The organism is Sinorhizobium fredii USDA 205 (assembly GCF_001461695.1).
Classification (GTDB): Bacteria; Pseudomonadota; Alphaproteobacteria; order Rhizobiales; family Rhizobiaceae; genus Sinorhizobium; species Sinorhizobium fredii.
Genome location: NZ_AUTC01000137.1, coordinates 38,479 through 50,919, shown reverse-complemented (window position 1 = coordinate 50,919; position 12,441 = coordinate 38,479). Strand labels below are relative to the sequence as shown.

Sequence of the window (12,441 nt, the reverse complement as noted above, 5' to 3'; positions counted from 1 at the left end):
ATCGTTGCCTTGAGGGACAAGTTTTAGGCGAACATCAAGGACGTGGACCTGATAGGTGAGTTGTCGAAGCAAGGCGGGTGGGTGTTTATCTCCGGGGACCGTCGAATCACGCGAAATCGCGCTGAGAAGCAGGCTTTTCAAAGCTCCAAGATCGTCGGAATGTTTCTGTCGGCCGGCCTCTACAAATCCACCGTATTAAAGCAGGCCGAGCGGCTCATTGCGCTCTGGCCAGTTATCGAAACCGTCGCTGGAAACGTGTCAGGCGGATCTATGTTCGAATTGCCCATGAAGTCTTCGAAGCTGTCAGCTCTCAAATAGGAGGATATGCCTCGAGGAATTGAAGCGCCGTTTCCTCGGTGGTTGGCTATTTCCAATGTTCTATGCCGTCGAGAGCACGCCCCGTTTTGCTCACGGTGGCGGGGTGCAAATTGGCAGCAGGTACATTCATCGCGTCCACCTCAGCGACGTGGGCAGAAAGTTCATGAGGGCAGTGTCTGAGTGACAGGCTCCGTGGGCGTCAAGGCTGTTTCGATTCCTTGCGCGGCCGGCGCGGCCCTCCAGGCCTACTATCTTCCAAAGATTTCATGCGATGCCTGGTCTGTCTGACCGGGTTCTCGTGCAGGCAAGGCCGCTGCCTAACGCTCACCTAGCCGCGGTGCGAACGTCGCGCCGGAAATCCGAAGGCGGCATGCCGGCGATCTGGCGGAAGGCCTTGTTGAAGGCGCTGACCGACCCGAAGCCGCTATCCATCGCCACCTGCAGAACGCTGTCGTCGCCGTTGATCAGCATGGCCTGCGCCCGCGAAAGACGCAGCAGGGTCACGTATTTGATCAGCGTCATGCCGGTCGACTTGCGAAACAGGTTCATGGCGTATTTCGGATGCAATCCTGCTGCCGCGGCGATATCGACCGCATCGATCTCCTCGAGAAAGTTCGCAGCAATGAAATCACACATGCGCACGACACCGAACGAGGGCGAGATCGAAACGCTCTCGGCCTTGCATTCCATGTCGGTCGAAACGATCGTGTAAGGCTCCATGAACATGCGCTCGACGCGCAGCAGCAGTTCTTCTACGGCGTGCTGGGCCTTCGCTTCGTCTCCGGAACTTGCCCAGCTGCGCCAGCGCGGAAAGTTCCGGTCGTCGGCACAATCCGTCTCGGACGTCAGCATGGTAGCGCCGCCCATGAGCATTGCCGAGATTGCCGGCGGCAGCCGCATGCGGAAAAAATGCACCAGCGGAAGATGAGCGCCGGCATAGATTGAGTCGTCGGAGGATTCGTCCATCCTGTGCGGTTGTCCGCCCCAGAAGATGCACATCTGACCGGCGCCGAGCCGGAGATCATGGCCGGCCATGCGATAATGCACCGAGCCTCGCATCACGTAGTTTACTTCGACCTGTGCATGCCAATGGGCGCGCGGCATGGTCGGGGGATGGGCGTGGAAGAAATGCATCCGGGTCGGCATGCCCTCGATGCCGCAGGCACCCGGCTGGTAGACCGCTCGTTCGACAATCTTACTTTCCGCCAAATCCACATTCCCTTCGTACGAGACAGATTTTCGCCCAGCGGTAATGTGCCCCATATCCGCTGAAGAACTACAATTGAAAAGGCAGGGGTTTCAATGTGCTTCCAGCATTTCCCGCGCCTCTCGTCGCTGTCCCCATCAGCAACCCGCCGGCCTTTCCGCCAGACGCTGCTTCCGTTCGATGCCGATGGCAATCGTTTGAACTGATCAACCCATCACGTCCAAGACTGATCGAAAAGGATATCCCATGACCTCAGAACAACCGATCCGATGGGGTATCATCGGCCCCGGCACCATTGCGCGGACATTCGCTCAAGGTGTCGCTCATTCTGCTACAGGATGGCTTGCGGCCATCGCCACCCGCAATCCCGACAAGCGGGGCCTTGGCGAGGGTTTTCCGGGGGCGCGGATCGTCGAAGGTTACGACACGCTTCTCGGGGATCCGGAGATCGACGCGGTCTACATCGCCACCCCGCATCCCGGCCATGCCGAATGGGCGATCAAGGCGGTGCGCGCCGGCAAGCACGTGCTGGTCGAAAAGCCGATGGCGCTTTCAGCCTTCGAGGCACAGTCGATCTTCCATGAGGCGGCAAAGGCCCGTGTCTTCGCCGGCGAAGCCTATATGTACAGGTTTCATCCGCAGACTGGCCGTCTCGTAAAACTGGTGCGGGAAGGGACCATCGGCGACGTGCGGATCATCCGCTCCAGTTTCGGCTTCGATATGGGCCATTATCGTGCTGAACACCGCCTCTTTGCCAATGACCTCGCCGGCGGCGGCATTCTTGATGTCGGCGGATATCCGGTCTCGATGGTGCGCATGCTCGCCGGTGCTGTGGAGCAAAAGCCGTTCCTCGAACCGCTGTCGGTGTCCGGAGCTGCCCGCCTGGGGCCGTCCGGCGTCGACGAGTGGGCCTCGGCGGTTCTCAAGTTCCCGAACGACATCGTCGCGGAGGTGTCCTGCTCGATCATGGCTGAGCAGGACAACGTGCTGCGTATCATCGGCTCGAAGGGCCGCATCGAAGTGAAGGATTTCTGGTTCGCCTCCGGCACGGAAGGCGGGGTAGGGCGCATCGAAATCATCAGGGGCGATGGACAGCGCACCATCGAGGTCGAGGAGAAGCGCCATCTCTATTCGTTCGAGGTCGATGCGGTCGGCGAGGCGATCCGTTCCGGCCGCACCGAGTTCACCTTCCCCGGCATGAATGCGGAAGATACCCTCGCCAATCTGCGCGTCCTCGACCGCTGGCGCGCATCTGTCGGTCTCGAATACGCGATCGAGACGGCCGCGAGGCGGACCGTCAACATCGCGGGCGCCCCTGTCGTCGCCGGCAAGAGCCTGCCCAAGCGGCGGATTGCCGGCGTGGCCAAGCCGGTCTCCACCGTTTCGCTGGGCTTCGAGTTCTTCCCGAGTTTCGCCTCCGCCTCGCTGACGCTCGATGCCTTCTACGAGGCAGGAGGAAACGTGTTCGATACCGCGTTTGTCTATCGTGCCGGAAAGACCGAGAGCATTTTCGGCGACTGGCATACGAGCCGCAGGGTCAACCGCGAGGACATCGTCTTGATCGGCAAGGGCGCCCATTCGCCACTCTGCTATCCGGACGTCATTGCCAGACAATTGGATCAGTCGCTGGAGCGGCTGAAAACCGATTATGTCGATATCTACTTCATGCACCGCGACAATCCGGAAATCCCGGTCGGCGAATTCGTCGATGCCATGGACGACGAGGTCCGGCGCGGGCGGATCCGGGGTATTTTCGGTGGGTCGAACTGGACACGCGAACGCATGGACGAGGCCATCGTCTATGCCGAGAAAAACGGCAAGACCGCCCCGGCCGCTCTTTCCAACAACTTCTCGCTGGCGGAGATGCTCGATCCCATCTGGCCCGGCTGCGTCGCGGCGTCCGACGACCGCTGGAAAGACTGGCTGAAGAAGCGGCAGATTCCCAACTTCGCCTGGTCTAGCCAGGGAAGGGGCTTTTTCACCGACAGGGCAGGGCGCGGCAAACATGACGATGAGGAAATCGTCCGGGTCTGGTATTCCGACCGCAATTTCCGACGCCGCGACCGCGCCATCGAACTCGCCAAGAAGCGCGGCTGCAGCCCGATTCATATCGCGCTCGCCTATGTCATCGCCCAACCGTTTCCCGTCATTCCGCTGATCGGTCCGCGGACCGTGGCGGAGCTGGAAGACAGCCTCTCCGCCACTGAGATCACGCTCAGTCCGGAAGAGCTCAATTGGCTGGAAGGCTGATCGCCGGGGCTCCGGCAGGGTCGACGCAAGCGATCCCCAAGGTCGTCGCCGCCGGCTCCCCTCAGCTCTCCGTTGCGAGGGTCTCGGAACCTGCCGGGTGATTTAGACGATGCTTATCCATGGTTGTGTCGCGCAGTGCAGAGTGGAGACTTAAAGTTATGGTTAACCAAGAGTGGATAGGGTGCTGATATTCTCTCTCTAGGAATATCGTCATGAAACAAGCCCTCTTCGCAACGACTGCGATCTTGATTTCAGCAATGAGTGCTGAAGCTGCCGACATGGATGGGCCGCTGGTTGGTGGATTTGCCGACAGTGGCGCGTCGTATGAAGAAGCCTCATCTGCTGTAGCAAGTCCCGTGGTCGGCTACGTCGAGGGCGAGCTTCACGCCGGAAAGACGTCAGACTCCGATTTGGACAGCAAGGGCTGGGCTCTCCGCGGCGCAGTCAATTTCGACGCCGGCTCCGGCCTGAACCTCCAGGCTGACGGTGGATATGGCCAGACTTACGTCGATGACGCCGACTATGACAACGCCTATGGGGCAGCGCACGTCTACTATCGCCCAACCCAGGACTATGCATTGGGCGCATTCTTTCAAAGCTCGCGGCTCGGGACCGGTTTTGCGTCGGGGCTGGCAGGAGGAAGCGACGATGTCACCGACAATTCCGGTGGCATCGAAGCTGCCTACTTCGATGCCGTGGGTACCGCATACACTCAACTGGGTTACGGCAAGTCTGAAATCGTTGGCCTCGATGCCGACCATTATTTCGGAAAGATCGGCGCACGACTGTATCTTACCGACAACATGCGGATCGACGGCGAAGTCGGGCTTCACAACTTCGACTTCGACGTTGCCGATGCGAAGCTTGATCTGACGACAGCCTCGATCATCGGCAACTACCGTCCGGAGTTCATGCCCATCACGGTGTTCGCTGGATACCGCTTCGACCGAGCAAGCCTGGAAAGCGGTGGCATCGATTTCGAACCGGAAAATAGCCACACGCTGACAACGGGATTGCGCTACAACTTCGGCTCTTCGACGCTCAAGCAGGAAGAGCGCAGCGGTCCGGCCTGGACGACCACTACCCTCCTGCCGTAAGTGGTTTCCGCCTACGATCGGAACTGAGAACACGAAGGGCGTGCCAAAATCTGTGGCACACCTTTAGGGCGTATTGCTGCTTTCTGCTCGGGCCAGCACCGCGCTTCCTTCCGGCGACAATCATTCTTGTGAAAAATCCGAGACTAGGGCACAATTTGTGAACGCATCTGAAGTGCGGCGCTACCTCACATCTGGCCGTCTCGCGCCGAGTAACAGTTCGCGTGGGAGGGTCGGCGTCGATGGATCAGGGGTTCTTTCTTCTGTTCGCCGCGGTAGCTGTGATCACCGCCCTGATCGTGGTGCTGGCGCGCAATCCGGTCCACAGCGCCTTGGCCCTGATGGCCTGCTTCCTGCAGATTTCGGCCGTCTTCGTGCTGCTCGAGGCGCCCTTGCTCGCCGTCGTCCAGATCTTCGTCTATGTCGGCGCGATCATGGTGCTGTTCCTCTTCGTGATCATGATGATCGACGTGCGCGAAGCGGTGCTGCAGCGGTTCTTGCCGGGCGGCAACCTGCCGGCGCTGGTGCTGCTCGTCCTCCTCGGGGCAGAGATGCTCGTGCTGGTGCTGTCGAGCGACCGCTTTTCGGCGACCGAGCCTGCCGCCATGGGGGGCGGCGACCAGATCAGAGAGCTCAGCACGACGCTTTTCGCCGACTATCTCCTGCCGTTTGAGGTCGCCTCCGTCATCCTGCTCGCAGCGCTCGTCGGCGCCATTGTGCTGGCGCGAAAGGAGTCGGGCTGATGGTGCCGCTCTGGTGGCATATCTCGCTGGGCGTGGCCCTGTTCGTGATCGGGGCGGCGGGCGTGCTGCTGAGGCGAAATATTCTCGTCGTGCTGATGTCGCTGGAGCTGCTGCTCAACTCGGTCAATATCAATTTTATCGCTTTCGGGCGCTACTACGCCGATTTCCGCGGCCAGATCTTCGCGATCTTCGTGATCGCAATCACGGCCGCGGAAGTTGCCGTTGCGCTTGGCATCGTGGTTGCCCTCGTGCGGAACAAGTCCACCCTCAAGGTCGACGACGTGACCGTGATGAAAGGATAGCGGCTTGGACCCGGTGATCTCCATCCGGCCCCTCCTTGCCGTCGCCGTCGCGGGCCTGGCGGCCCTTGCAGTTCTCCTTCTCAACAAGCGCGAAAAATTGCGCGATCTCGTCTCGCCGCTCGCCGCGATCGTCATGTTCGCGATCGTCGCCTCGATGGCGCCGACGGTGCTTTCGGGCGGCACAGTCGAGTTGCGGCTGTTCGAGGTCCTGCCGGGGATCGACCTCGCTTTTAGGGTCGATGCGCTCGGCATGGTGTTTGCCACCGTCTCGTCGCTGCTGTGGATCGTGGCGGCGATCTATTCCATCGGCTACATGCGGCATTTGAAGGAGCATGCGCAGACCCGCTTCTTCGCCTGCTTCGCCACCAGCCTCGCGGCGGCCGTCGGCGGCGCCTTTGCCGCCAATCTGTTCACGCTGGTGATCTTCTACGAGGCGCTGAGCCTCGTCACCTATCCGCTGGTCTACCACCACGAGGATGAGGAGGGGTGGAGGGGCAGCCGCAAATACCTCGTCTATCTGATGGGCGCGTCGAAGAGCGTGCTCCTCGCGGCGCTGGCGCTGACCTATCACATCGCCGGCTCGCTCGACTTTATGCCCGGAGGGCTGCTGACGCAGGCCAATGCCTCGCCGGCACTGCTGGCGGTCGTCTATTTCTGTTATCTCTTCGGCTTCGCCAAGGCCGCGGTGATGCCGATGCATGCCTGGCTGCCTGCCGCGATGGTGGCGCCGACACCGGTCAGCGCGCTGCTGCATGCGGTAGCGGTCGTCAAGATGGGCGTGTTCTGCGTGCTCAGGGTGGTGTTTCACGTCTTCGGTCCCGGGCTGATGGGCGGTCTGGGGCTCGGCATCGCCACGGCCTATCTGGTCTCCTTCACGATCCTGATGGCGTCGATTTATGCGCTGACCCGGGACGACCTGAAGGCGCGGCTCGCCTATTCGACGGTCAGCCAGCTCTCCTATGTGGTGTTGGGCGCGGTTCTGCTCTCGCCGGTCGCGATGGTCGGCGGGATCATTCACATCGCGGCGCACGCCTTCTCCAAGATCACGCTGTTCTTCTGCGCCGGGTCGATCTATTGCGCCTCCGGCAAGCGCAACATCAGCGATATGGCCGGCATCGGCCGTAGGCTCCCCTGGACGATGGGGGCGTTCTTCGTCGCCTCGCTGAGCATGATCGGCGTGCCGCCGACCGCCGGCTTCGTCAGCAAGTGGTATCTGACGCTGGGTTCGGTCCAGGCGGGGGAGATGGCGTTCCTGATCGTGCTGCTTGCGAGCTCGGTCCTGAATGCCGCCTATTTCCTGCCGGTCAGCTATGTCGCGTTTTTCGGGGCGGGGGCGCCGGAAGGCCAGGCGACGGTCCGGGAAATTCCGCTGGTGACGGTGCCGCTGGTCGCGACCGCCATCCTCTCGGTGTTGATGGGCATCTTCCCCGGCTATTTCCTCGCTCTGGCGGAAGGAGTGGTCCGATGATCAAGAGAATCGTCGATTTCTTTGGCGACGAAGCCCATGCAAGGCAGCGGCGCCGGCTGTTCTATCTGGTGCTCGTCCTGATCGTCCTCGCCGACTTTGTCGTTCCCCGCGAACATGCCGAATATCTGTGGGAGCGCCTGCCTGGCTGGTCGGCCGTCTATGGCTTCGTTTCCTGCGTGCTGTTGATTTTCGTTTCCAAGTTCCTCGGCCATCAGGGCGGGCTCATGCGGCGCGAGGACTACTATGACTGAGTTCGTCCATCCCGCCCTGCTGTTCATTCTCGGCGCGGTGCCGATCCCCTTTCTCAATGGATCGATCCGCAAGGCCTATCTGCTGTTGATCCCCGTACTGGCGATCCTCGCCGTGCTCGCCATGCAGCCGGGAAGCTACGGCGCGGCGCAGTTCATCGGCCAGGACATTCTCATCGCCAAGGTCGACAAGCTGAGCATCGTCTTTGCCACCGTCTTCACCCTTATGGCGCTGATCGGCATGGTCTATGCGCTGCACCTGACCGAGGCCGGCCAACATGTGGCGGCGTTCGTCTATGTCGGCAGCGCGCTTGGCGTCGTGTTCGCCGGCGACTACCTGACCTTGTACCTGTTCTGGGAGGGCATGGCGTTTGCCTCTGCCTATCTGGTGTTCGCTCAGGGAGGCGAGAAGGCGATCCGCGCCGCTTTCCGCTACCTCATGGTGCATGTTACCGGCGGCGTCGTCCTGCTCGGCGGCATCGTCCTTCACGGGCTTGCCAGCGGCTCGCTTCTCTTCGGACCGATCGAAGCGGGGATGGGGCCTGGCGTCTATCTGATCCTTGCCGGCTTCATGCTCAATGCCGCCGTGCCGCCGCTCAATGCGTGGCTGACCGATGCCTATCCGGAAGCGACCGTCACCGGGGCGGTGTTCATGAGCGCCTTCACCACCAAGACGGCCGTTTACGTGCTGGCGCGGGCTTATCCGGGAACCGAGCTTCTGGTCTGGCTCGGTACCGCGATGGCGCTTTACGGCGTCGTCTACGCGGTGCTGGAGAACGACTGTCGGCGGCTGCTCGCCTATCACATCGTCAGCCAGGTGGGCTACATGGTGGCGGGCGTCGGCATCGGCAGCGAACTGGCCGTGAACGGCGCCACCAGCCATGCCTTCGCCCATATCCTCTACAAGGCGCTGCTGTTCATGGGAGCGGGGGCGGTGATCTACGTCACCGGGCGGCGCAAGCTCACCGAGCTCGGCGGGCTATACCGGACCATGCCGGTCACCGTGGCGCTCTACATGATCGGCGCCTTCGCGATCTCGGCATTTCCGTTCTTCTCGGGCTTCGTCACCAAATCGATGGTGGTCGCCGCCGCCGGCCAGGATCACCGCGCGCTGGTGATGCTGGCGCTGACGATGGCGTCGTCGGGGACGTTCCTGCACACCGGGCTCAAGCTCCCTTACTACATGTTCTTCGGCACGGACCGGGGGCTGGAGGCGCGGGAACCGCCCGGCAACATGCTGGTCGCGATGGCCATGGCGGCGACGCTTTGCGTTGCGATCGGGCTCTTCCCAGGGCCGCTCTACGCGCTTCTCCCCTATCCGATCGACTTCGAACCCTATACGGGCGCCCACATCACCGAGAGCCTCGGCGTGCTGATGCTCACAGCCCTCGGCTTCGTGATTTTCCTCAAGGCGCTCGACCCGGAGAACACCGTCAGCATCGACACCGACTGGTTCTACCGCAAGGGCGCGCGTGCCTTCATGTGGTTCGCCGAGCGACCGCTGGCGCGCTACGAGAAGGCAGTCAGCGACGTGTCGGAAACTGCGGTTCTGCCCTTCCTGCATGGTTCCGCGCGAGCGGGGCTCCGGCTCGACCTCCATGGCGTCGATGGCGCCGTAAACGGCGTTGCACGTTCGATCCTCGACGGCGGCGGGGTGCTGCGGCGGCTGCAGACCGGCGTCGTGACCCATTATGCTCTGGCGATGATTGCCGGTCTGATCGCGGCAATCGCCGTGTTCGCGGTCGTGTGGCAATAGGGGGTGCGATGACGATCCCGCTGCTCAGCCTCATCGTCTTCCTGCCCGTTGCCGGGGCGGCGGTGTTGATGTGTCTGTGCAATGACGACGCGGTGCGTTGGACAGCGCTCGGTTTCACCGTGGTCGACCTCGTGCTCGCGGTTGCGATGCTGGCCGCCTTCGACACGACGACCCACGAGATGCAGTTCACCGAAAAGCACCCCTGGGTGCCGGCGATCGGCATCACTTATACGCTCGGCGTCGACGGCATCAGCGCGCTCTTCGTATTCCTGACCGCGCTGCTCGGCTGGATCTGCGTACTTGCCTCGTGGGTGGCGATCGACCGCAAGGTCAAGGAATTCATGATCAGCCTGCTTTCCATGCAGGCGCTGATGCTCGGGGTGTTCTGCGCGCTCGACCTGTTCCTGTTCTATGTCTGCTGGGAAGCGATGCTGATCCCGATGTATCTGATCATCGGCGTCTGGGGCGGCGCGGGCCGGGTCTATGCGGCCTTCAAGTTCTTCCTCTACACGCTCGCCGGCAGCCTCGTGTTCCTGATCGGCGTCATCGTACTCTATTTCCACGGCGGCGAGACCTTCGACATCCTAGCGTTGACCGCGCAGGATTTGCCATTCGATGTCCAGTCCTGGCTGTTCTTCGCCTTCCTGATCGCCTTCGCGGTCAAGGTGCCGATGGTCCCGGTCCATACCTGGCTGCCGGACGCCCACGTCCAGGCGCCGACGGCGGGCAGCATCATCCTCGCCGGCGTGCTCCTGAAGATGGGCGCCTACGGGTTCCTGCGGTTCTCGCTGCCGATGCTGCCGGAGGCGTCGGTCTATTATTCGACGTTGATGCTGGCGCTTTCGGCACTCGCCATCGTCTATGGCGGCTTGCTCGCCCTGGCGCAGGACGATCTGAAAAAGCTGGTGGCCTATTCCAGCATAAGCCACATGGGCTTCGTGACGATGGGGATATTCGCGCTCAATCTCCGCGGCCTCGAAGGCGGCATCCTGCAGATGTTCAATCATGGCGTGACGACGGGCGCGCTGTTCCTGTTCGTCGGCGTGATCTACGAGCGGACCCATACGCGTAGTATTGCCGACTATGGCGGGCTGATGAAGGTGGCGCCGGTCTATACCGGGTTTCTCGCTCTGTTCACCCTGTCATCGATGGCGCTGCCGGGCACCAATTCGTTCGTCGGCGAGCTGCTGGTGCTGTCGGGCGGGTTTGCCGCCAATATGGCCGTCGGTACGGCGGCCGTTCTGGGGGCATTGCTGAGTGCAGCCTATCTGCTTGGCATGTATCGCAAGGTCGCACTCGGTCCGGCGAGCGTCGGCGCGCGGTACGAGATCCGCGACGTGAACGCCCGCGAGATGGCGGCGATCCTGCCGCTGGCGGTTTTCGTGCTCTGGGTCGGGTTCTATCCGAAACCCTTCCTCGACGTCATCGACGTCTCGGTGAAGAATTTGCTGACTGAGGTGCACGGCAAGGGGAGCGGACAATGACTGGCGCCGTGCTCCTCCAGTGGGTGCTGGCAAGCCTGCCCGAGATCATTGTGATCACCGGCGCCTGTATCCTGCTGATCCTCGGACAATTGATGCGGGCCGGGCAGGAACATTTGCTCGTCTCGGCTTCCGTCGCGATCGTGCTGATTGCCGCCCTGGCGACGCTCATGCTGGCGGGCGAGGTGAGGCCGGCCTATTCGGGCATGTTCGTTGCCGACCGCTTCGCGGTCTTCTTCAAGTTCGTCTTCTACCTGGCCACGGTGCTGACGTTCCTTCTTTCGCGGAAGTATGCCGATATCGAGGGGATCGGCAGCAGCGAATACTATGTGATGCTGCTCTTCGCGCTCTCGGGCATGATGATCATGGCCTCGGCGACCGATCTCCTGTCGATCTATGTGGGCCTCGAACTGATGGTGCTCTGCACCTATGTGCTGACCGGCTTCCTCCGGCATGAGCGGCGCTCGAACGAGGCGGCGCTGAAATACGTGATCCTTGGCGCGGTCTCGACGGGGATCTTCCTTTACGGCGTTTCCCTGGTCTACGGCCTCACTGGCACGACGCAACTGGATGCGATGGCCGCGGCGGTGAGCGGCGATCCGCTGGATCCGGGATTGCTGCTGGCGGTGGTGTTCATCGTCGCGGGGCTGGTCTTCAAGGTCGGCGCGGTGCCGTTCCACATGTGGGTGCCGGACGTCTATGAAGGAGCGCCGACGACGATCACCGCCTTCATGTCGGTAGGTCCGAAGGCGGCAGGATTCGCGGTGATCCTCCGGGTGTTCCTGAACCCGCTGGTTGCAGCCTCCGACGTGTGGATCATCGTCGCCGTCATTGCGGTGGTGACGATGGCACTCGGCAGTTTCGTGGCGCTGGTGCAGGATAATATCAAGCGGTTGCTCGCCTATTCCAGTATCGCCCATGCGGGGTTTGCCACCTTCGGCGTGGTGGCCGGCGGGGCGGACGGGGTCGCCAGCGTGATGCTCTATCTGCTGATCTACGCCTTCATGAATCTCGGCATTTTCGGCGCCGTCATCATGATGCGGAATGGCGATTTCTCCGGCGAGGTCATCGAAGACTATGCCGGCTTCGCCAAGTCGCATCCGGGACTGGCGCTTCTGATGCTCATCTATCTGTTTTCGCTCGCCGGCATCCCGCCGACGGCCGGGTTCTTCGCCAAATTCTACGTGCTGGTCGCGCTCGTCGAGCAAGGTTTCGTCGTGCTGGCGGTGATCGCGGTGCTGCTGAGCGCCGTCGCCGCCTATTTCTACATCCGCATCGTCATGGTGATCTACATGCGCGAGCCGGAGAGGGCGTTCGAACCGGCGCTGACGCCCTTGGTCCGCGCCACACTCTTCTGCACCGCCGCCGGCACCATCGGAATCGGCCTGTTTCCGGCGTGGTTTCTGAGGCTTGCTCAACAGTCGGCGTTTGGCGGTTGATTTATTTGCAATGGTCCGCTCGACGGAATAGACTGCAAGTTCAAGAAAGAATTGCCCAATTCGCTTTTCAGGGCACCCGCGTTACCGACCCGAAGAAGGGTTGGGACCGAGGAAAGCCCTCGTTGGACGGGGCGC

At 61.8% G+C, this 12,441-nt stretch carries 11 protein-coding genes; 10 read left to right on the top strand and 1 reads right to left on the bottom strand.

Annotation, left to right across the window (positions count from 1 at the left end):
• Window positions 1–42 precede the first annotated feature (42 nt).
• Window positions 43–318: a PIN-like domain-containing protein gene (locus N181_RS34805; RefSeq protein ID WP_255877882.1), complete on the top strand. Its 276-nt coding sequence runs from the start codon at window positions 43–45 to the stop codon at window positions 316–318.
• A gap of 324 nt (window positions 319–642) precedes the next feature.
• Here the strand turns inward: N181_RS34805 and N181_RS15685 are convergent, their stop codons facing one another.
• A complete protein-coding gene (locus tag N181_RS15685; protein ID WP_080577590.1) occupies window positions 643–1,533 on the bottom strand; it encodes a helix-turn-helix domain-containing protein in 891 nt (296 codons plus the stop codon).
• A gap of 238 nt (window positions 1,534–1,771) precedes the next feature.
• Between N181_RS15685 and N181_RS15680 the strand changes: the two genes are divergently transcribed.
• From N181_RS15680 to N181_RS15640, 9 genes are all read left to right on the top strand, one after another.
• Window positions 1,772–3,775, top strand: a complete 2,004-nt coding sequence (locus N181_RS15680) for an aldo/keto reductase (RefSeq protein ID WP_060563543.1) — start codon at window positions 1,772–1,774, stop codon at window positions 3,773–3,775.
• 212 nt (window positions 3,776–3,987) lie between these two features.
• On the top strand, window positions 3,988–4,872 hold the full coding sequence (locus N181_RS15675) for a hypothetical protein (RefSeq protein ID WP_037396781.1): 885 nt from the start codon (window positions 3,988–3,990) through the stop codon (window positions 4,870–4,872).
• 239 nt (window positions 4,873–5,111) lie between these two features.
• Window positions 5,112–5,612, top strand: a complete 501-nt coding sequence (locus N181_RS15670; protein WP_014329056.1) for an NADH-quinone oxidoreductase subunit J family protein — start codon at window positions 5,112–5,114, stop codon at window positions 5,610–5,612.
• Window positions 5,612–5,914: an NADH-quinone oxidoreductase subunit NuoK gene (gene nuoK, locus N181_RS15665; protein ID WP_014329055.1), complete on the top strand. Its 303-nt coding sequence runs from the start codon at window positions 5,612–5,614 to the stop codon at window positions 5,912–5,914. Before N181_RS15670 ends, nuoK begins: the two co-directional genes overlap by 1 nt.
• A gap of 4 nt (window positions 5,915–5,918) precedes the next feature.
• Window positions 5,919–7,382, top strand: a complete 1,464-nt coding sequence (locus tag N181_RS15660; protein WP_037396784.1) for a monovalent cation/H+ antiporter subunit D family protein — start codon at window positions 5,919–5,921, stop codon at window positions 7,380–7,382.
• Window positions 7,379–7,633, top strand: coding sequence for a hypothetical protein (locus N181_RS15655; protein WP_037396786.1), 255 nt, complete (start codon window positions 7,379–7,381; stop codon window positions 7,631–7,633). The genes N181_RS15660 and N181_RS15655 overlap by 4 nt, the downstream gene beginning before the upstream one ends.
• Entirely contained in the window at window positions 7,626–9,386 is a 1,761-nt protein-coding gene (locus tag N181_RS15650) for a Na(+)/H(+) antiporter subunit D (protein WP_037396787.1), read from the top strand. Before N181_RS15655 ends, N181_RS15650 begins: the two co-directional genes overlap by 8 nt.
• Before the next feature lie 8 nt (window positions 9,387–9,394).
• Window positions 9,395–10,870: an NADH-quinone oxidoreductase subunit M gene (locus tag N181_RS15645; RefSeq protein ID WP_060563541.1), complete on the top strand. Its 1,476-nt coding sequence runs from the start codon at window positions 9,395–9,397 to the stop codon at window positions 10,868–10,870.
• A complete protein-coding gene (locus tag N181_RS15640) occupies window positions 10,867–12,306 on the top strand; it encodes an NADH-quinone oxidoreductase subunit N (protein ID WP_037396790.1) in 1,440 nt (479 codons plus the stop codon). Before N181_RS15645 ends, N181_RS15640 begins: the two co-directional genes overlap by 4 nt.
• Window positions 12,307–12,441: the final 135 nt, after the last annotated feature.

Bases quoted from the DNA above. Each gene is read 5' to 3' on its own strand.
- N181_RS15680 (WP_060563543.1), top strand. From the start codon at position 1,772: ATGACCTCAGAACAACCGATCCGATGGGGTATCATCGGCCCCGGCACC.
- N181_RS15675 (WP_037396781.1), top strand. From the start codon at position 3,988: ATGAAACAAGCCCTCTTCGCAACGACTGCGATCTTGATTTCAGCAATG.
- N181_RS15670 (WP_014329056.1), top strand. From the start codon at position 5,112: ATGGATCAGGGGTTCTTTCTTCTGTTCGCCGCGGTAGCTGTGATCACC.
- nuoK (WP_014329055.1), top strand. From the start codon at position 5,612: ATGGTGCCGCTCTGGTGGCATATCTCGCTGGGCGTGGCCCTGTTCGTG.
- N181_RS15655 (WP_037396786.1), top strand. From the start codon at position 7,379: ATGATCAAGAGAATCGTCGATTTCTTTGGCGACGAAGCCCATGCAAGG.
- N181_RS15650 (WP_037396787.1), top strand. From the start codon at position 7,626: ATGACTGAGTTCGTCCATCCCGCCCTGCTGTTCATTCTCGGCGCGGTG.
- N181_RS15645 (WP_060563541.1), top strand. From the start codon at position 9,395: ATGACGATCCCGCTGCTCAGCCTCATCGTCTTCCTGCCCGTTGCCGGG.
- N181_RS15640 (WP_037396790.1), top strand. From the start codon at position 10,867: ATGACTGGCGCCGTGCTCCTCCAGTGGGTGCTGGCAAGCCTGCCCGAG.